Origin of the sequence: Paenibacillus chitinolyticus (assembly GCF_045038035.1) — a bacterium.
GTDB classification, from domain to species: Bacteria; Bacillota; Bacilli; order Paenibacillales; family NBRC-103111; genus Paenibacillus_F; species Paenibacillus_F chitinolyticus_A.
Map to the genome: position 1 here is coordinate 878,211 of NZ_CP173427.1, position 20,014 is coordinate 898,224.

Annotated in this window: 19 protein-coding genes and 1 pseudogene; 12 read left to right on the forward strand and 8 right to left on the reverse strand. The window is 50.3% G+C overall.

All coding sequences use genetic code 11. The features are described 5' to 3' along the window. The first annotated feature begins 39 nt into the window (after positions 1-39). The 3 genes and pseudogenes from ACI48J_RS03920 to ACI48J_RS03930 all read left to right on the forward strand — a co-directional run. Positions 40-696: a spore coat protein gene (locus ACI48J_RS03920; RefSeq protein ID WP_405081782.1), complete on the forward strand. Its 657-nt coding sequence runs from the start codon at positions 40-42 to the stop codon at positions 694-696. Between the two features lie 109 nt (positions 697-805). Continuing rightward, positions 806-1,204: a transposase gene (locus ACI48J_RS03925; RefSeq protein WP_405080756.1), complete on the forward strand. Its 399-nt coding sequence runs from the start codon at positions 806-808 to the stop codon at positions 1,202-1,204. Next, positions 1,159-1,959 (forward strand): annotated as a pseudogene (locus ACI48J_RS03930) (IS3 family transposase); the annotation flags it as partial. The gene ACI48J_RS03925 and the pseudogene ACI48J_RS03930, both read left to right, overlap by 46 nt. 62 nt (positions 1,960-2,021) lie before the next feature. Here ACI48J_RS03930 and ACI48J_RS03935 read toward each other — a convergent pair. The 3 genes from ACI48J_RS03935 to ACI48J_RS03945 all read right to left on the reverse strand — a co-directional run bounded on the left by ACI48J_RS03935 (position 2,022) and on the right by ACI48J_RS03945 (position 4,191). Then, positions 2,022-2,786, reverse strand: coding sequence for a YqcI/YcgG family protein (locus ACI48J_RS03935; RefSeq protein WP_405081783.1), 765 nt, complete (start codon positions 2,784-2,786; stop codon positions 2,022-2,024). A gap of 108 nt (positions 2,787-2,894) precedes the next feature. Then, the gene (locus ACI48J_RS03940; protein WP_326052586.1) at positions 2,895-3,518 is read right to left on the reverse strand and encodes a LysE family transporter; all 624 of its coding nucleotides are present in this window, start codon (positions 3,516-3,518) and stop codon (positions 2,895-2,897) included. A gap of 82 nt (positions 3,519-3,600) precedes the next feature. Continuing rightward, entirely contained in the window at positions 3,601-4,191 is a 591-nt protein-coding gene (locus ACI48J_RS03945; RefSeq protein WP_405081785.1) for a DUF1989 domain-containing protein, read from the reverse strand. Between the two features lie 197 nt (positions 4,192-4,388). Between ACI48J_RS03945 and ACI48J_RS03950 the strand changes: the two genes are divergently transcribed. From ACI48J_RS03950 to ACI48J_RS03965, 4 genes are all read left to right on the forward strand, one after another. Then, entirely contained in the window at positions 4,389-5,051 is a 663-nt protein-coding gene (locus tag ACI48J_RS03950; protein WP_405081786.1) for a phosphodiester glycosidase family protein, read from the forward strand. Between the two features lie 386 nt (positions 5,052-5,437). Continuing rightward, entirely contained in the window at positions 5,438-6,814 is a 1,377-nt protein-coding gene (locus tag ACI48J_RS03955) for a glycosyltransferase (RefSeq protein WP_405081788.1), read from the forward strand. Positions 6,815-6,828: 14 nt separating this feature from the next. Further along, positions 6,829-7,932 carry an acyltransferase family protein gene (locus ACI48J_RS03960; RefSeq protein ID WP_326052580.1) on the forward strand — a complete coding sequence of 368 codons (1,104 nt, stop codon included), beginning with the start codon at positions 6,829-6,831 and terminating at the stop codon, positions 7,930-7,932. Positions 7,933-7,934: 2 nt separating this feature from the next. Next, on the forward strand, positions 7,935-9,074 hold the full coding sequence (locus ACI48J_RS03965) for a glycosyl hydrolase family 18 protein (protein WP_326052579.1): 1,140 nt from the start codon (positions 7,935-7,937) through the stop codon (positions 9,072-9,074). A 102-nt stretch (positions 9,075-9,176) separates the two neighbouring features. On the opposite strand, the gene ACI48J_RS03970 is transcribed toward ACI48J_RS03965, so the two are convergent. The 4 genes from ACI48J_RS03970 to ACI48J_RS03985 form a co-directional block, all read right to left on the reverse strand. Further along, positions 9,177-9,908, reverse strand: coding sequence for a class I SAM-dependent methyltransferase (locus ACI48J_RS03970; protein WP_405081790.1), 732 nt, complete (start codon positions 9,906-9,908; stop codon positions 9,177-9,179). Between the two features lie 171 nt (positions 9,909-10,079). Then, a complete protein-coding gene (locus ACI48J_RS03975; protein ID WP_405081792.1) occupies positions 10,080-10,961 on the reverse strand; it encodes a WYL domain-containing protein in 882 nt (293 codons plus the stop codon). Then, positions 10,936-12,267, reverse strand: coding sequence for a helix-turn-helix transcriptional regulator (locus tag ACI48J_RS03980; RefSeq protein WP_405081793.1), 1,332 nt, complete (start codon positions 12,265-12,267; stop codon positions 10,936-10,938). The genes ACI48J_RS03975 and ACI48J_RS03980 overlap by 26 nt, the downstream gene beginning before the upstream one ends. A 243-nt stretch (positions 12,268-12,510) precedes the next feature. After that, positions 12,511-12,906, reverse strand: coding sequence for a hypothetical protein (locus tag ACI48J_RS03985; RefSeq protein WP_326052575.1), 396 nt, complete (start codon positions 12,904-12,906; stop codon positions 12,511-12,513). 216 nt (positions 12,907-13,122) lie between these two features. Between ACI48J_RS03985 and ACI48J_RS03990 the strand changes: the two genes are divergently transcribed. Together ACI48J_RS03990 and ACI48J_RS03995 are read left to right on the forward strand one after the other, a co-directional pair. Beyond that, on the forward strand, positions 13,123-14,388 hold the full coding sequence (locus tag ACI48J_RS03990) for a class I SAM-dependent methyltransferase (RefSeq protein ID WP_405081795.1): 1,266 nt from the start codon (positions 13,123-13,125) through the stop codon (positions 14,386-14,388). Between the two features lie 3 nt (positions 14,389-14,391). Then, a complete protein-coding gene (locus tag ACI48J_RS03995; RefSeq protein WP_405081797.1) occupies positions 14,392-16,977 on the forward strand; it encodes a metallophosphoesterase in 2,586 nt (861 codons plus the stop codon). A gap of 764 nt (positions 16,978-17,741) precedes the next feature. Here ACI48J_RS03995 and ACI48J_RS04000 read toward each other — a convergent pair. Further along, positions 17,742-18,023, reverse strand: coding sequence for a hypothetical protein (locus tag ACI48J_RS04000; RefSeq protein ID WP_405081798.1), 282 nt, complete (start codon positions 18,021-18,023; stop codon positions 17,742-17,744). 192 nt (positions 18,024-18,215) lie between these two features. Here ACI48J_RS04000 and ACI48J_RS04005 point away from each other — a divergent pair, with 192 nt between their 5' ends. Genes ACI48J_RS04005 through ACI48J_RS04015 form a run of 3 tightly spaced genes read left to right on the forward strand, consistent with a single transcriptional unit; the run spans position 18,216 to position 19,990 of the window. Further along, the gene (locus ACI48J_RS04005) at positions 18,216-18,458 is read left to right on the forward strand and encodes a spore gernimation protein GerQ (RefSeq protein WP_326052571.1); all 243 of its coding nucleotides are present in this window, start codon (positions 18,216-18,218) and stop codon (positions 18,456-18,458) included. Between the two features lie 12 nt (positions 18,459-18,470). Further along, positions 18,471-18,857 carry a spore coat protein gene (locus tag ACI48J_RS04010; protein WP_218092929.1) on the forward strand — a complete coding sequence of 129 codons (387 nt, stop codon included), beginning with the start codon at positions 18,471-18,473 and terminating at the stop codon, positions 18,855-18,857. Then, positions 18,854-19,990: a zinc-dependent alcohol dehydrogenase gene (locus ACI48J_RS04015; RefSeq protein ID WP_405081801.1), complete on the forward strand. Its 1,137-nt coding sequence runs from the start codon at positions 18,854-18,856 to the stop codon at positions 19,988-19,990. The genes ACI48J_RS04010 and ACI48J_RS04015 overlap by 4 nt, the downstream gene beginning before the upstream one ends. Positions 19,991-20,014 lie beyond the last annotated feature (24 nt).

Genomic DNA, 20,014 nt, shown 5'->3' on the forward strand with positions numbered 1-20,014 from the left:
TTCAAGTTGTTAACCATCAACTAAGCGGAGGGATTTCACATGCAGCAGCAAAATTATTTCAACAATCAGAACCAGCAAGGATTGCCTAACTTTAACCACGGCGGCCACGAATTTTTTGACATGCACGAGGTGCTTTCCGGCACGATCAACGTGCTCGACCAATTTATGCTGTTCCGGACTTTCGTCAAAGACCCGGAGCTTCTGGACATCATCGACCGCCAGTACAGCTTTATCCTTTCTCAATACAACCTCACCGCGGAATGTTTCGCGACAGGCCGGAAGCCGAGCCATGAGACGTCCACGTACATGATGCAGCAGCCGACCAGCATTCAGTACGGCATCAAGCCGAGCCAGCCCAAGAAGCCGAACCAGTCTCTGGCGGACGTGAAGGATGCTGGAATCAGCGGCCATATGCTCGGACTGATCAAAACGCACGCGTCTCTTCTGACGATGTCCGCTGTGGAAGTCACGAATCCGGTTGTCCGCCGTGTTCTTGCTTCCCAGGTGCAGAATTTCATCGAGCTGGCTTACGAGATTTTCCTGTACCAAAACAAACATGCGTACTATCAGGTGCCCCAGCTTCAACAAAACGATATGCAGAGCATGCTGAACACGTTCGTACCAACGCCGGGCTACCCGCAATCGCCTATCGGCAATCAAGGCATTCCGGCGAATTTCGCTCCGCGCTACCAGTAAAAACACAAGAAACCCGGTTACGGTTCGTTTGAACTGAAGTGCACCCCTTAGAATGGACATTGGATGAAACCCCTGGTTTATCCGATGACATTTTAGGGGGTGCATTTTTATGCCATTGAAAAAGGGGCAAAAGCTTCAAACGTACAGTTTCGAGACGAAGAAGCAAGCAATCGAGATGCGATTGCAAGGGATGACGAAGCAAAAAGTAGCGGAATTGCTGGGGATTGCAGACGTTGGAAGGTTAAAAGTGTGGATGCGGCGTTACAATCAGATGGGTGACTTTTGGCTTATGGATGGGCGTGGGAAACCAGAGGAATATTCTGATGCCAATCGCTATGTTAAACGATTAGAAATGGAGAATGCCGTTCTAAAAAAGTGGTTGGCGATTACGAAGGCGGAGGTGTACCAGAGAAATATAGGCTCGTCCATGAGCTCCGTGAAAGCTTTAGCGTTGCAGAGCTCTGTAAAGAGGTCGGCGTCTCCCGAAGTGGATACTACACTTACTTAAAGCGGATCGGTGAAGATAAGAATGCAGCGGATAAGCAACTCATCCGTGCCACATACGAACGTTACAACGGAATTTACGGCTACCGACAAGTTCAGTTGTTCTTATGGCAAGATGAGAAGGTCTGGATGAATCACAAGAAAGTTCAACGATTCATGCAAGCGATGGGGCTACGCTCCACCATACGTCGTAAATACCGCACTCAAGGTCGGATCTGGAACGTAGGCGATCGGGTCGTTAAGAACAGCTTGGATCGACAATTTCGAGCGGATAGCCCCAAACAAAAATGGGTCACGGACATCACCCAATATCGAATTGGGGAGGTATGGCTCTATCTCTCCGCGATTAAAGACCTCTGTCAGAACGAAGTCGTAAGTTACCATATGAGCCTTCGAAATGATACGGAGCTTGTCCTACAGACGTTTTCGAAAGCATTTGAAAAGGAGAAGGACGTGACCGGGATGATCGTACACAGCGATCAGGGAACCCAGTACACGTCCTACAAATACCACGACATGCTGCAGAAGGTTGGCGCCCAAATCAGCATGTCTCGCCGAGGCAATTGTTATGACAATGCCTCGATGGAGAGCTTCTTCTCGCATCTCAAAACGGAAGGGCTCTACCCCTATGATATTCGATCCGTCGAAGAAGCACAAAGACGAATTGAAGACTATATTCACTTTTACAACAACCGTCGACCGCAACGAAAATTAAACAAGCTGTCACCGGTCGAGTACCGGAAACAGCTTGTTGGATAGGGTTTTTCTTTAGTGTCCACTAATTGGGGGCTTGACCAAACCACACCGGGTTTTCTTTTTTTTCAGGATGGTGCATTTTTTTGAAGCTTATTTTTCATCGCCATAAACGGGCACCGGGAAGGAGACGACTCATCGTCCCGCAGGAAATACTGCTTCCACTCCTGATTGTCCGGCTGTCCGTACCATTTGAGTGAAGCATGCACCGGCACGTCATCGTAGTCCGCGAGTTTTTGGCGGATCATTTTGCTGATATTCCGTCCGAACGCAGTCGTTTCGTTGATCTCGTCGAAAATCCAGCGGGGCTGGAACGCGACAAGAAACGAAGAGAAGTGCCGGCTTCTGCGCGGCCCGTGAGCGGGTGTCGCACAGAAGGCGAAATAAGGCTGACCGGCAAAACAAAATTCCCACGTTGGTTTCGCCGGGTCCTGCGGGATATCGTCGGGCCAAGGGGCTTTGTCTTTGTCGTGCAATCGGTTGAGGAGGGACCAGAACAAGGTTTCGTACTCAAGAATGTCCGCGTGATTTTTCAAGTCCTCCGGGGTTTCGAAAAAAATAACAAGCGAGGCGTATTTTCCCGTTTCACGCGAGCAGCTCCCATAGGCGTTCAGAAGCTCGGCCGTATCGGATACAGCTTGGGCGGACCGGGGATCGGGCGCAAAGCCGTACCGGAGATTATTCGTGATGTACCCGAGGTGTCCGGGCACACAGGGGTACTTGTTCTCAGGGCCCGCGATCATCGCGGCGAATTCCCCGAACGCCGTCCGCTGCCATTCCGGAAGCTCCATTCGGTGCTCCTCGATCCAGATCTTGCTGCGGAGTTCCGCCATCTCTCCACCCCCTCTCCACACCATGCAGTATATGAGATCGGTTTGGAATAGGTGAATGTCCCGTGCCCGTGCGGTGTCGATCCCGGGGGTTCCGGAGGTAAATGAGGGTCAGCCCGCAAGCATAAGAAGAGCCTGATAGCCGAAGTAAAGCCCGAACAAAATGAGAGAGATCCCGGCGAGCAGGGAAGTGATCTGAAGTATCAGGCGGTTTCCGAACCGGTGAAAAGAGCTTGCGATGATAGCCATCGCGATATCCCAGACCATAATGCCGACAAATATGCCGAGGCTGTGCCAAAGCGCCTGGCCGGCGTGGCTCTGTGAGCTTTGGGCAAGAGTGGAGCCGTATATACCCAGCCAGAAGAGAATGGTTAAGGGGCTCGTCAGCGCCATAAAAAAGCCGGACCGGAAAGAGCTCATTTCGGAAGGAAATTCCCGCATTTCGCCGTTTTCCCTCAGCTTGAGATTTTTCAGGGTCATGATTCCCGTGTATAGAAGAACAAAGCAGCCGAACAGCCACAGGAAGGTTTTCATAAAGGGGGTATCGAGGAAATGGGCAACGCCGAAATAAATCAGCAGCATGTAAAAAAGATCGGCAACCATCGCGCCCACTCCGACCAGCCACGCGTGCAGAAAGCCGAAGCGGACACCTTTTTCCAGTTGGGCGGCATTGATGGGACCTGCGGGCGCGGATAACGAGAAGCCAAGCACGACATAGGTCAAGAAGGCATTCAAAAAGCAACACTCCCCTTAGAGATGGATGGCAGGTACAAGCGTACAAGTCATTGTATTCAGGGGATGTCTCGCTTAGAAGAATTTACAAAATTTGGACTTCGATCGGTGTGCAGACGTAGCCGTTGCAGATGCTTTCCGAAGCCGGACAAGCCGACATCGCGACCAGCAGATCCGTTTCCGCACGCAGGTCCACATAATCTCCGGCCTTGGACAGCGGTCTTTTGACATGGATGGAACCGTCCGGCTGTATAACCGTGTGCATAAACAAATTGAACGGATAGTGCTGTTCCGGAGGCTCGATGCCGAACTGGGCGATGGCGCGGTTCAAGTTGTGGTAACAGCACGCATGATCCTTCTTCCGGTACGTGAACTCGTACATTTCCGGCCGGCAGGCGGAGTTGATAAAATCGTGCTGGCCCACCGTGTCGGCCACAAGGGTGAGCAGCGGCGTATAGCGGGTGGAATACAGGATATCCCCGGGTGTCACTTTCATTTTGCGCAGAGCATCCATTGTGACGGTCGGGTCGAACTTCTCCGCGGGATTGTCCGCCCGGTAGGCGACGATATCGGCAATCTGCTCGCCTTCCACGTCCGTGATCCGCACGGTTTGGCCCTTGCTTAGCCGGAATCCGAGTCCTTCGGTTGCGGGAATCCGCCATTTTTGCGTGGACAAATCGGGTCCTCCTTCGTATGGAAAGATTTTAATAGTATGGCTTGGGTTCCGCGGAGGTATTCGCCAGGGCTGGCCGCATCGGAGCCGGAATCGGAGGGGGAAGAAAAATCCGGCCGAACGGTTGTATTTGTGCACCATTTTCCGCCTTTAAAGTGAAGGGGCTGACGCCCTGAAAACTTAAAGGGGAGTGAATATAAATGGCCTATACTTTTTCAACGGTCACCGCATCCAACGGAGTTAAGCTCTATTCGATTAAAACGAGTCCCAAAAACATTACTATCAAATCCATCGGCGCATCGAGCGTTGTCGGACAGACAGCTTACGGGGTGAACGGCGGGTATTTCTACGACGGGACTCTGCTGCAGATTGCGGTGAACAACAATATCCCCGTGGCGCCTAACGGCAGTGAGAACGCGAAATATGCCCGAGGCACGCTGGTGTGGGACGACCAAAGCGGGGCGTTCTCCGTTCAGGTCGTTCAGAAGTCGAGCGATATTCAGGTGGCCAACAGAAGCAATTACTGGGCGCAGGGCGGCATCAGCATGATGCTGAAAAGCAGCGAGTCCGCCTGGAAAACCCAGGCCGCCGCGGAAAATATCCAGAACCCGGACGGCGCGGCCAACCGGACTGCCCTCGTGTACAACAACACGAACAACGTTTGGCTGATCGTGACCGATTCGAAGCCGACAGCGGCCGCTTTCCGTACTGCGATCAAAGAGAAGATCGGTTCCGGAACCCTGGTGGACGGCATCTTCCTGGACGGAAGCGGCTCCTCGCAGTATAAAGTGGCCGAAAGCTCCTACGGCGGGTCGGATGCCAAGCCGCGGCTTGTTTACCAGATGGTCGCTTTGAAGAGCTGATAGATATGTAGATTTTTTTAATACATGCTTAAATTACTTGATTTTTCTTAATAATCTTCTTAAAAAATCCAATTAATTCCTTAAAAGACTCCAAGTAAACGCTTTGAGTCTTTTTTTCTTTACAAATAACGAAAATCACAAAACATTCACTTAGCAGAGTTAGATAATCGAAGCAAAACGGAGGAAAATTTTAGTAAACGTGTGATGTATTCGCTTTATCGGATGATGTAAGAGTTTTACACTACTAGTAGATTAGACTAAATTAGATAAAAAGAACTACATTTCCAGAAGAAAGGAGATTATCGGATAAATCCTTTAACGCTGTAATGCGGGCCTTAACCGGAGGAGACCTATAGACAAAGAGAAAAGATAGGAGGAGTAGAGAGATGCAGATTCTGTTATACGTAACGACAATCGTTTTTTTGGCGTTCCAGCTCCTGTATACCTTTATTCCGCTGCTGTTCAGCAAGGTAAAGAAGCTGGAGGAAGGCTTGGAGGAAAAATCGATTTCCGTTCTTGTGCCGGCCTACAACGAAGAACTGACGATCCGCAATTGTATCGAAGCGATGGAGGGCCTGAAGTACCGGAATCATGAAATCATCATTATCAACGATGGGTCGAAAGACGCAACTCTCCGGAGGCTCCAGGAGCTGCTGGATCTGCAGGAAGATGACCGCCCGGTCATGCAGGAGTTAACCTATCAGCCGGTTAGAGCCTTTTACCGGTCCCGGCAGTATCCCCATATTTATGTCATCGATAAACAGAACGGCGGCAAAGCCGACTCCCTCAACGCCGGAATCGATTACGCCCTCTCGGACATCGTCATCACGCTGGATGCCGACTCGATGCTGGAAGCAAGCTCCCTTCAATATGTGAACCAGTATTTTCACGATCCCGACGTCATGGCGCTTGGCGGTACCGTCAAGATTGTCCAGGGCGCGGAAAGAAAGGACGGGCAAATCCAGGAGAGGTTTACCGGCAAAGGCCTCATCAAGAGTCAGATCATTTCCTATATTCACGGGTTCTACGTCAGAAAACTGACCCAGTCGGCGCTTAACTCGATCGTGGTCATTTCCGGCGCTTTCGGCGCTTTTTACAAAGAGGTGCTCATCCAGGTGGACGGATTTCGGAGCACGGTCGGCGAGGATATCGACATCACGCTGAAAATTCACGAATATATCAAAGCGAACAACCTTTCCAAAAAGCTCGTGTACGCCCCCGAGGCCGTCTGTTACACCGAATGCCCCGAGAACATGCCGAACTTCTACAAACAGCGGATCCGCTGGCAGAAAGCTTTTGTCGACTGTATCCTCATTTATTGGTCGGACCTGCCTCGTAAGTTCAATCTGGGCGTCCGGCTGTTTTTCGCCATTGACGGCTTTGTGCTGGGAACGCTGACGGCGTTCACGACCTTCGTGTATTTGTTCCAGCTACTTATAGCCGGAGACGGCATCTGGATGGCGCTGCTCATCCTGTCGGCCACGCTGCTTATTAACGCCGTTCAGATTGTTATTTCGCTCGTTCTCTGCAAGAAATACGGGAGCACTTACACGCTCAAGGATTATATCCGCATGTTTATTTTCAGCCAATTGGAACTGCTGACGTACCGGAATGTACTGCTCTATATCAATATTGTGGGGACATTCAAATATTTCGATAACGATGAAGGTTGGGGCTATGTCGAGAGAAAAGGAATCGCGTCCATCTCCCGGAACGTAACCGCCCCGCCTTCCGCACCCGCTGCCCCACTATCCCAGAGCTAACGGAGGAAAACTTTATGAACAACGCAGTGCTCAAATCGAACCGGATCATTTACATCGATCTCCTGCGGATTCTCTCGATTCTCGCCGTGATCATTTTACATATTACCGCCACCCTGCTGACCAGCACGAACGATTTCAATACGGCCTCCTGGTGGGTGAGCAATCTGTTCAATTCCGCCGCGCGTTTCGCGGTGCCCGTCTTTTTTATGATCAGCGGAGCGATGATTCTGCGGTCGGAAGTCAAATCCTACAAAACGTTCTTCCTGAAGCGCATCATGCCGCTTGTCGTTTCGCTCGTAAGCTGGTCCCTCATCTACAGCATTTTCACCCAGTATTATTTGCAGAAAAGTACCATGGGCGCGGGGGAATTCCTGCTCAGCTTCGCTTATAAGTTCATTCTGGACCGCAACTATATCCACCTGTGGTTCCTATATGCGATCATCGCCATCTACCTGACGGTGCCGCTCATCAGCCGAATGGTCAAGGCATGTACCGAGAAGGAGCTTCGGTATTACCTGCTGCTCTGGTTTACCGTCAGCATCGCGTATCGCTTCATTACGGACAGCGTGCTGCGGATTACATCGGAAAGCCTGTACGTGCCCATTATGAACATTCCGTTGTTTATGGGGTATCTCGGCTATTTTATCCTCGGCTATTATCTGTTCCATTACGAAATATCGCTCAAGCTGAAGAACGTCCTGTTCAATCTGGGGATCGTCTCCTTCTTTCTGACGCCGGTGGCCACGTATTTCGCTTCCATGTACAGCGGGGTGCTGGACGAAATGTTCTACGGCAATTACTCCGTGACGACATTTTTCATGGCGGCCGGCCTCTTTATTCTCTTTAAAGAAAAAGATGTCGCGATCAGCGCCAGGGTAAACGACAAAGTCAAACGGCTCGTCGGCTCCATTTCCAAAGCGAGCTTCAGCATTTATCTGATTCACCTGCTTATCGAAATTATGGTCTCCCGGAGGACGGAGGTCGAAGGAAGTCTGATCGAGACGACCTTGACGCTTCTGTTTAACCTCGGCGCGGTCTTCGTGGTCAGCTACATTCTCGTCAAAATTCTCAATCTCAACAAAATCGTGACGAATGTCTTATTCGGCGGGAAAGGGTAACGATGAAAATACACCTGTATACGAAACTGTTCGTGGCGCTGCTGATCTCCGGAATGGGCTTTTACTTCTATACCGCCACTCAGGCCAAAGACCATAAAATCAATTCCGTCTACGTCATCCCGACCGGGGACAAGCTGGACCAGATCAACTTCGAGGAAAAGAAGATCGACATCGCGTTCTTGGCTTTCGCCCAGATAGGGGACAAGTACAAGGTATCCTTTCATAAAGACGAAGCGGCGGATGCCGAAATCAAGGAGAACATCAAAAAGCTCAAAAAAAACAATCCCAAAACGAGCCTCGTGCTCGCGGTAGGGGGATACGGCGCGGACGGCTTTTCCGACGCCAGCCTGCAGGAGAACCGGCGGACGTTTACCGACAACATTATCGCGCTGGTCAAAGAACTCGGCCTGGACGGGGTCGATATCGATTGGGAATATCCGGCCTCGGATGCCTGGGGAACGCAAAAATCCCGCAGCGAAGACACGCAGAACTTCACGTTCCTGATGAAGGAACTCAGAGAGAAGCTGAACCAGCTTCCGCATAAGAACAAGAAGTACATCCTGACCTTCGCGTCGGGGACGCAGGACTGGTACTTCAAGAACGTCGAGGTTAAGAAAGTGGAAAAATACGTCGACTACATTAACGTCATGAGCTACGATCTGACGGGCAAATGGTCGGATACGACGGGGCTTAACTCTAATCTGTACAAGGATGCGGAGAACAAATCCCTAGACAGCGTGGACGGCATTGTGCAGCTGTATCTCAGCCATCATATCGATCCGGCGAAGCTGCTGCTCGGAGTTCCCGCGTATTCGTACGGATGGGAAGACGTCAAGAGCGACGGCGACGGAGCGTTCTCGCCGGGCAAGCCGATCGACATCGACAAAACCGATCTCAGCTACAAGACCATCGAGGAGAAATACATGGACAAGAACGGGTTCAAACGGTATTTCGACGAGAAGGCCAAAGCCGCTTATTTGTACGACGGACAAACGTTCATCTCTTACGAGGATAAAGAAGCGCTCCGCGAAAAAATCGCCTACATTAAGGCGAACAATCTCGGCGGCGCCATGGTCTGGGAATATTCCCAGGATGCGGACGACGGGCTTGTGAAGTACTTGGGGGATCATTTGAACGAATAAGAAAAGGGAGCGGACGCTTCAGAAGCAAACGGCCCCGGGCTGTCTCTTAGGAGGCAGCCTTTTTTGTATCGGGGGCCGGGTTCTATGCAAACGACACCGAGGCTATATTCGGGGAGTAAATTTCCGGCCGAAAATATGGCCGTCCTTATAGCCGTCGTCCCCGAAGAAATCTTTTGCCAGATGCATGTATAAGCGGGGATGAACAAGCGATAAAGGATCCGATTCCGATGGCAGGTAATCTTTAAGGGAAGCATAACGGCTCAGGGCTTCTTCTCTTACATAAAGCAGGGTGTTTTGTGCGTACCACCACTGGACATGAGCATTTTCCCAGACCTGCTTGCGGATACAATCAATGGCGACAAATCCTTTTTTGTTAAAAAGATCCGCCCAGTAGCCCGGCCACTGCTCGTTAATATGATTTTTCCCCCCCTGATAAGGAATAGCGGCGGAGAATAAAACGGCATCCCCGTGAGAAACGAGGGTATTTACATAGGTTTCGGCGGAAGTATGGGGCAGGTGTTCGCCGACCTCCAGGGAAACGACCAGATCATACTGCTTTCCGGAAGAAAAGAACGTGACAAGATCATGTTTCCTGAAATTCTCTTTCGGTATTTGGAGCATGTCCTCGTTCACATAATCACCGTCTACCCCCAGGATTTCCCCGACTCCGAGGTTTTTAAAAACGGAAAGCCAGGCGCCCGTGCCGCACCCGATGTCGATGACGGATTCCGGGTTAATAAGGTCCAAGAGAATAGGAACTATCTCGCAGGCCGATTTCCTGGACCCATCCTGCTGTGACTTAAAAAAATCCGGGTTATAAACGGTTTCGTTCATTGTTTTCACTACTCCTTTTCCACTGGGAATCATGATGGTTTTTCAACGTTGTTCAGACAATTGAATCGGGATTAGTATTTTATGGTAAATTATACCTTGTTTTATCTATTGCTTACAATCGTTTAAAAAAGGTTTAGTATTGTTTTCCACATCCGCACGCAAAAAAAAGCGTCAGCTCCCCGGAGCCGATGCTTTTGGCGGTTCTATGTGCTTTTCCGTCTCTAGGTCAGGCGAAATGCCGCCGTTTTCTTCAGGTTCATCCCCATAGCGTGCGAGCGCCCGCGCCGACGAATCGGCCATCCGCCACCTCAGATGCCGTCCTTCCACGACTTTTACTCTCTTTCCGAGAAAACGGATTTTGGATAAAATGTACTCCGCGTCTTCACTCATATAAGTCAGCCGGATTTGGTACAGATCCATCTCGTCGTCATAGTTGACCTCTTTCTCGAAGCAGGAGAAAGCGTACAGAATCCGTGACAACTCACGGTTATAAGTGCGCACGACTTCGATGACCGAGCTTTCTTTGCGCAGCCGGGTGCTCTGGTCAAGCTTGGCGGTAATTTCCTCGTATACGCCGTCCGCCGGAGCCTCAGCCTCCAGCTCAAGGATGCTGCCGAGCCTGGTCGCCATATACATGCGGTTCCGCAAATGGTACCAGAGCAGGTACCATTCTTTCTTCACCATGGAGTATTCCAGTTTGTATGGGATGCCCGATTGCCTCTCCATCGTACGGCCGTTTCGGATCCGGTAGCTGAGCCGGATTCCCTGCCGTTCCCGCATTAAACGGCGCAGGGGGCGCAGAAGCGGATGATACACCTGCTTGTCGGGGCTTTTGGCCTTCTCCGTGACAAGGGAAGCCGTCCCCAGATCCGGCTCCTCTTCGAGAAGGCTGCGCAGCTTCGCCAGCGTTTCGGCCGCAAATGCCTCTTCTGCGGCGGAATGCTCCAGAGCGGACTTTAACCAGGTGCGCTCATGGGAAGTCAGCGTCACGACACCGGACTCCTCCAGCCGGGAAATCATCTGGTAGTTAAAGATTTTCTCGAACAGGTTCATAGTAGGCTTGAATCTCCTTCCATTCCGCGATGAATTCTTGTCTCAGCTGCCGGGGCGCGAGCACTTCACAGCTGGACCCGAAGCTGCGGAGCCAGGGCTTGATCTCGGTCAGTCCGTTGACCGTAATTTCGTAGACGAATGATTCTTCGCTCTCTTCGGTAATCGTCCCCCATTGCCCTTGCAGCAGCACCCTCTCCTTGATAAAGTCGGCCGGAGCATCCAGCGGCCTGTAGAAACGCGCACGGACCTTAACGGGTCCGGATGTATCGATGAGCCAGCTGTAGCGCGTTTTCTCTTCCAGTTCCGCCAGCTTGCTCCGGAACTCTTCTTCCGTGACGGGGCTCTGCTCCTCAATCTGGGTGAGTCCTTCGATCCGGAACTTCATGATCCCTTTTCTCGCATCATTGCCGAGCAGATACCATCTTCCGTACTGATGGTCATACACAACCTTCAGCGGAAGCACATGCGCCTGTTTCCCGTCCGTCTCCCGTTCGAACAGGGGATTCGTATTGCGGGAGGCATAGCTTTTGTGCGTCTTCGGCGAAAAATACAGAAACCGGAGCTTCCTCCGCTGCCGGATAGCCTGAAAGAGGGGGAACAGATGCGCTTCGTCCAGAATGCGCGAGTAATAGTGATATTTGTATAAAAAAGGCTCGGCGATTGCCGCTTCCAGCCCCTGCTGCCGGATCGCCTTCTTGAGGCTGTCCCGGAGGAGATAGCCCTGTACGGAAGGAAGCCGGGTATTCGCCATCACGTCCGCAAAATCGTACAGGTCCAGAAGCTCCTCCCGGCTCAGCTGCCGGATCAGATCGTTATGCAGGAGGTACCGGTAGGGGCGGCTGCTTCCTTCTTTGCGGATCACGCCGACTTCCTCCAAATATTTGAGGTCGGAGCGGATCGTTTTCTCGTCGGGGAGAGGAACATCGTCCGGCATTCCGCCGCAGCATGCGTCGATCAGTTCTCCGGCCGACATGGCCTGCTCCCGCTTCTGCATGACCGCCAGAAGGAAAGGCAGACGACGGCTCTCGGATTCCTTCATGGATTTCGCCCGGTAAAGGAAGAGGAGCAGCGGATCGGAGGATTCATAGTAATTGAAACGGAGCATCTCCGCGAATTCCCGGCCCTGTTCTTCGGCCAGCGGATAAGAGACGGCGCTCGCTATTTCTTTGAGCCGGCGTAACGTTTTATCGAAGGTATGTACGGAAATGCCCAGCCGCTCGGCAAACTGCTGCCGGCTGTAGGCCCCGCTCGTCAGAACAAGCAGACGAAGGAATTGAATTTCTTTATCGAAGCTTTCGCGGGCCATAGTCCTCCCCCTCCCGTTTTATTCCCTAAAATCTGTCATCTTTTCATTGTATCAAAGGCTGGAGACGGGGGGAATGGAAAACTTTCTCTGGCGTCGTAATACTTTCGCCATGTTCCGCTTACGCCGGATGAGCGAGAATAAGGATAAGAAAAAGGCATGAATGGGGGGAGGCCGAAGGGAATAAAAAAAGACCGGGCAGCGTTTGGAAGTGAGGGTTCTTCTTCGCTACCTAGTCTTGGCTAATTATTTCGTGTAGAACGCATTCAAATTGTAATTATGGTTTCCATCCGCGCTGTAGCCCGATTTCACAGCTATTCTGAAATAGTAAGCCGTGTTTTCTTTTAAAGACGTGTATGTGCCTGTAATATCTTGTTCTACCGATTTCAGAGAAATTTGTTTATCCGCATCATATAGCGAAACCTTATAAATTTGTCCACCGGGAGAGGTAAGAGTGAGTTTAAAGGTTACTCCCTTAACACCTTTGGGTACTACGAAACGAACCCAGTCGACCTGATCTTCTTTTTTTAGTTCGCCCTTATAGTCTCCCGGGGGGAAATCGGCGGCGAAAACGCTGGAGCCTAGCGAGAAAATCAATGTAAATACCATCATAATAGAAAGAATTAATTTAGTGCGTTTCATACAATAATCTCTCCCAGTCTTAAAATTTTCCAATATGAATGTGATTTTTACGCGGAAAACGCAACCCTCAAATTAACAATATTGGAATAATTAAACATTATCATATTTTTTTGAACTAGGCAATGCCATTACAAAGGTTAGAAGATAGATTCGTTTTCCGCAGCATTCTGTTCGAAACTATATGAAAACTATAAACATATTAAGGAGAACCCTCTAATGGCTATTGTTCAGTTGAGCTCGACAAATCCGCAGTTTTCTTATCTCATCCGCAAAAATCCGGAGTCCGGCATGCTGCTCAGACCGGTCCGCAAAGGCATAGCTTACGGCTGGTACACCGGCGAGAACACTTTTAACGTGTATTTCAAGGATGCGGACAACGAAATTTCCTACAAACAGCACGACAAGGAAGAATTCGAATACCTCAATGTGTCCCGTTACAATACGCCGTTGTTTCCGCTGAGCGCATGGAACGAGTTTTTTACGGCTCCGCTTAAAATCCGGGACGAACGGGATACGGAAGGGTTTACGCACACCGTCCGGATTCCGATGATTCACATCGAAATGATCCGGTACATTCATTTTTTTGAAAAGCATTTGCCGGATTTTACGTTTGAAATCGTGCATCAGGCGCATAAAACCTACTCTCTGACGGTGACGACGAACCTAAGTCTTTATCATCTGCTGCATGCCGTCAGTGTGCTCTGCTTGTTCTTGTCCACGTTCGGCAACGAATATATCGACATTTCCGATCTTCTGCTCGAGAAGTATATCCGGAGCGTTCAGGTGATCGACGCGCCGTTTTATATCCGCAGTTTGTTCGTCAGGAATTTCCTGAATTCGCGGGAGCGTTTTAAGAAATATAAGGCGGAGCTGGAAAAAACGGACCGCTACGAAATCGATTTCGATTTCGGAGGGACAGGTCACCAGAGGCGGACTTTCATACGTAGTGAGCTTCCTTTTGACAAAGCGGTTCTCGATATCGGATGCGGGGAAGGGTTTTACGCCCTCCCTTTCGCGGCTAAACTGGAAGACACTTACTACGCGGTAGATGTTGACGAAGAGGCGCTGGAAACGGTCGGCCGCAAGGCTCGGGCCAAGGAGCTGGATAATCTCGTTACCCTGCCTTCGATCGGGCATTTTCTCGACCAGTATAACGGAGAACAAGTCGATGTGATTCTGACGGAGGTCATTGAGCACATGAGCCGCGAGGAAGCGCGGGAGCTGATTTTGCAGGTTTGTGCGGAGGTCGATTTCGACCGGTTTATCATTACGACGCCTAACGCCGATTTCAATCCCTTCTATGAACTGGACGGTTACAGGCACCCCGATCATAAATGGGAGATGGGCGAGATGGAATTCAGGCAGTGGATCGACAGTTTCATCGGGACAACGGGCTGCCAGGCCAAATCGGCGGCCATCGGGGACGGAGTCAACACCATCCGCACGACACAGGGCGTTATTTTAAGGAAAAAGGAGGCGTAACCCGTGAACATTCAAACCCGCGTCCATACCATTTTCATGCTGGTCGGTTCGACCGAATGCGGCAAGACGACTTTTGCCAAGGAAGTTCTCATTCCCGGGCTTCAATTCGAAGCTTCCGATAAAGCGGTGAAAGCCAACGTTCAATATTTGTCCTCGGACCGCATCCGGCAGGAAATCCTCGGATTCGATTACGATAAATACGAACAGATTATGCTGGAATCCAGCGGCCAGGCTTTTCATCTCTTGTTCGAGCGGCTGAAGACGGCGACTTCTTTTCCCGTCAATGCCGAGTTTGTGGTGGTCGACACGACGGGGCTGGCCGAGGATTTTCGTGAGAAAGTCCGCGAGGTGGCGAAGGAAAACAACTACAACTTGGAAGTGATCCTTTTCGATTACCGGAAACGGCACGATTATTATGCGTCCGAACGGTCCAAGAAGCTGATTACGTCCCATATCAACCGGCTGAAAAAAGACGTGATGGGCTCGCTCTCCCGCGAAGGGTATACGAAAATTCACAAGGTGCGTGCCAAAGACTTCTACTCCCCGGAGGAAGGGAAGGCTAACGAAGCGTACACGGTTGAAATTCTGGACCTTGAGGAGTATTTAGCCGCCGTACTACCGCAGGAGCACGACTGTATCATTGTCGGGGATGTTCACGAATGCGTGGACGATCTGAAAGGACTCCTGCTCGATTACGGCTTCAAGCTCAGCGGTAATTCACTGGAACTCCCGGACAAGCTGCGGCATACGAAAATCGTGCTGACGGGAGACTGGATCGATAAAGGCCATCGTACGAGAGCCATCGTGGAATTCCTGTACGAAAATCGTGAACACTTTCTGCTTGTCCTCGGCAATCACGAAAACTTCGTGTTCAAGTACTTGAAAGGCGAGATCGGCGGCGTGGAGGAGGAACTGTTTCATTCGTATTTCACGTCCGTCGAGACGTTGAGGAAGGATGCCGAGCTGCTGCGGAAATTCAACGAGCTCGTCGGAATGTCGAAGCCGTTTTACCGCAAGGTCGGTAGCCGGGGACCTTCTTTCTACGTGACGCATTCGCCGTGCCGTAATAAATATATCGGGAAGCTGGATGCGAATTCGGCGCGTCATCAGCGTAATTTCAGGCTGGACCGGGAACAATCTTTCGAACGGCAGCTCGCTTTCCTGAAAGAAGAGGCCGTGAAGAATCATCCGTTTCACGTGTTTGGTCACGTCGCCGCGAAGAACGCGTTCCGGATCGGAAACAAGGTCCACGTGGACACAGGCTGCGTAAGCGGCAATAAGCTGACCGGGGTCAGCCTTTCGTTCAAGCCGTTTTTCAAATCGCGCGGCGCGGAGGCGGCGGTAATGCCGGAAGATCTGCCGGTTCTGTTCCGGGAAGATCGTAAAGTGACTCTTGGGGACCTGGAGGCCGAGGAACTGAGAAGGCTGCATTACTGCTCCCGAAACCGGATCAACACCATTTCCGGAACGATGTCTCCCGCGGACAAAGACGAAGCTGCGGGCGAACTGGAATCGCTGAGGCAGGGCCTGCGTTACTTTGCGGATCACGGGGTGGATAAAGTCGTGCTTCAGCCCAAATATATGGGTTCCCGATGCCAAATCTATTTGCACCGCGACCCCGACCATTGCTATGGCGTCAGCCGGAACGGCTACAAGATCAAGGGAGCCGATTTAAGCGATATTTTCAGGAGCTTGCTGGTAAAATACCGTGCCTATATGGAAGAAAACAAAATAGCCGTGCTTCTGCTGGACGGTGAATTGCTTCCCTGGCATGCGCTGGGGGAAGGGCTTATCGAGCGCCAGTTCAGACCGATCGAGAAGGCGCTGGAAGCGGAGCTGGATTTTCTGAAGGCGAACGGATTCGAAGAAGCGTTCGGCAAACTTGCGGAATCTTACGAGGCAAGCGGCTTCGAAAAGGATCAGTTCACGATGCCGAAGGCCCGTTTAAGCGAAAAATACGGTGCGAGCGTCTACCAGAACTACAAGCACATGCGCGGTCTGCTGGAGAAACGGGTCCCGCTGGAGGAGCACGAGACTGCATACCGCACGTATAAAAGGCAGCTGGAGCTTTACGGGGAGCCCGGCGAGCCGGAATACAAGCCGTTTGCGATCCTCAAGATCGTATATGAAAACGGCGAGGAGGAAATTCCGCAGCTTGCGACGTCCGGGATGTACGCATTTTTGTCCGAGGATAAATTTCTCCTGCTGAATTTGAATGACCCGGACAGCTACGTGAAAGCGGAAGCGTACTTCGAGAGCCTGACGACCGGTCTTCATATGGAAGGAGTCGTTATCAAGCCGGAGCTGCCCGGCAGCGAGACCGTGCCGTACATGAAAGTCCGCAACCGGGATTACTTGTCCCTCGTTTACGGATACGACTACCGCTTTCCGCACAAGTATGCCAAGCTCATGAAGCAGAAGAACATCAAGCTTAAGCTGCGAACCTCGCTGAACGAATACCTGCTGGGTCAGAAGATGCTTGCCGTGAAATACGGCGATATTGCACCTGACCACGAGGGATATAAGGAAGCTGCGGCCAATGTGCTGTTTGAAGTGGCGAAGGAGAAAGAGATCGACCCGAGGCTGTAGAGCGAGTAAACCGTTACAAAGTTGAGTTTGTTTCAAAAAGACTATAACGGTAATACTAATACATCTTCTGGAGCAGATTACATTCGTTTTGACTCCTCAGTAAACACTTTACATCTCAAGTTGCTACTGACTCTAATGCTGCAGTTGATGAAACATATAATACCAATCCTGAAATCCAAAAAATTCAAGAAAAGATGCTTAATGCTACCGATAATTTTAAAAATGGACTTGTGAATGAATCAATTTCGGATGGTAAAAGTATTCTGGATTTAGACCCACAATAAAAAACAATATGAAAAAAGTCTTTTACCTATAGATCGAGTAATCTTGACGGATCTCGTGAAATAAGTATTAGAATGACATCAAAAAAAGAAACAGCGGCAGCCATGGACGAGAAAATAAAGTCCTAGACTGCCGCTGTTTTGTTGAACTAGCGTTCTCCGTTTGTTGAACAGGCTGCTGCGCGGCAGCCTCCAAAATTCGATTAAGTTTTTTGAAAAGGTTCGAGACACCTCAAAAAAACAAAAAGCTTCGGCACAAGCCGAAGCCTTCTGACGGTGATTCTCCGTGTCTATGGCAAAATACGTTCCTCCGAGTGTCAACGCAGGTTATTTGCCCATGCGGAGAGTATCGGAGGAAGTTCGGAAAACGCAGCGTCTACTCGACATAGACAGACGACCCTACCTCGACATTAGTGAGCCTGACTCCACTTGTATCTGAAAAAGAAGGAGAATCTCTGCCAGCCTATCTGCGCCAAGACCGTTTTATTGTTGGTCCGGCAGACGTAATGCGTTTGCTGAAGTTTGCGCTTGATCTAAAAATTCCTCTGCTCGGGTCAATTGCTGCCGGGCCGTCTCCAAAGCTTGTGAATTTGTTGCCGCATTAGATTCACTTATCGAGCTTATCGCCTGATTTAAAGCCGTTTGCGCCTCGGAAACCGCATTAGATGCATGCTGCTCCAGCGTATTGCCGCTCGAGTTAAGTGCGCCTTCTGCCGGTTTTTTTGCATTTTCGGTGGCTAGATCAATTTTGTTTTCATTGGGCAAAGCGAGTCCTCCTCCTTTGAGCAAAGATTATTAATTTAAACAGAAATAAGTATGCGGTTGACATTTTGTTTATATTCCTGCGATTGCATGGGAATATCCAGATCCCACATTTCCGGCAATCAATTTTTTAGTATAAGATCCGAGGACGTCGGAAAATCTAATGTTGATGAAAAAAGGAGTGATAATTTCTCAATGAATACACCAACACTAGCGCCGCACGAATCGATGGAACTGCATGAAGCGTTAAACTTTAAAACGCTCTGCCTCGCTAAGTCAAAACTTATGCAAGGCTTAGTCTTTGACCAAGAGCTAAAAGCGTTAATGCAGAAAGACGTAATTCAATCCACACAACAGATCGCCGAGCTGCAAGCAATCTACGCAAGAGTACCTTTCCAAGCGCCTGTTCCGAATAGCCCGACACCTATAACACATTAAAGGGGAACGCAAATGAATACCGATTATTTAGACCCGATTAATTCATTAAATATGCCGGAAATGGCAGATATGACTTTTGCCATGGACTTCCTTCTTCGTGCCAAGGAGGGTGTGCGAAATTTGTCCATCGCCCTGACGGAAACGGCTTCTCCGGATGTAAGAGCGCTGCTGCGCAATCATCTTAAACAGGGGATTGCAATGCACCAAGAAATCACGGAGCTCATGATTCGAAAAAAATGGTTCCATCCTTACGAGCTGAACGAACAGTACCAACTCGACCAGCTTTCGGCGAAAAATACGGTGATGATCGGGCAGATGAATTTGTTCCCGGATGATACGTCGCGTAAAGGGATGTTTGATCGGACCCCAGATGAACATATTGGAGGACATAAAGCATGAAGGCGGTAACATATCAAGGGATCAAAAATGTCGTGGTCAAAGAGGTGCCGGATCCGAAGATTGAGAAACCGGACGATATGATCGTAAAGATCACCAGTACCGCCATTTGCGGTTCCGACCTTCACCTTATTCACGGGATGATCCCTAACCTTCAGGAGAACTATGTCATCGGGCATGAACCGATGGGGATCGTAGAAGAGGTAGGCCCAGGCGTGACAAAGGTAAAGAAAGGCGACCGTGTGATCATTCCGTTCAACATCGCATGCGGAGAATGCTTTTTCTGCAATAATCAGCTGGAAAGCCAATGTGACAAGTCTAACGAACACGGGGATATGGGCGCATATTTCGGCTACTCCGGAACGACCGGCGGATACCCTGGCGGGCAAGCCGAGTATTTACGAGTCCCGTTCGCAAATTTTACCCACTTCAAGATTCCCGAAAACTGCGAACAACCGGACGAAAAGCTAAGCTTGATCGCCGATGCCATGACGACGGCATTCTGGAGCGTAGATAACGCAGGCGTAAAGAATGGAGATACGGTCATCGTGCTCGGCTGCGGTCCGGTCGGACTTCTGGCCCAGAAATTCTGCTGGCTAAAAGGAGCAAAGCGGGTCATAGCCGTCGACTATGTCGATTACCGCTTACAGCATGCGAAGCGAACGAATAATGTAGAAATCGTAAACTTCGAACAGGATAAGAATATCGGCAACAATCTCAAGGAAATGACCAAAGGCGGCGCCGATGTCGTGATTGATGCGGTAGGAATGGACGGCAAGATGAGCGATCTCGAATTTCTAGCCAGCGGTTTGAAACTGCAAGGCGGTACCATGAGCGCATTTATCATTGCGTCTCAGGCTGTCCGCAAAGGCGGGACCATCCAAGTCACTGGGGTATACGGTGGACGCTATAACGGATTCCCGCTCGGCGACATCATGCAGCGCAACGTGAATATCCGTTCCGGACAAGCTCCGGTCATTCACTACATGCCGTATATGTACGAGTTGGTTACGTCGGGCAAAGTGGACCCTGGAGACATTGTTACGCACGTCATTCCGCTCAGCGAGGCTAAGCGCGGCTATGAAGCGTTTGATACGAAAACGGACGATTGCATCAAAGTCGTCTTAAAGCCTTGAATATGAATAGATACATGGGAGGAC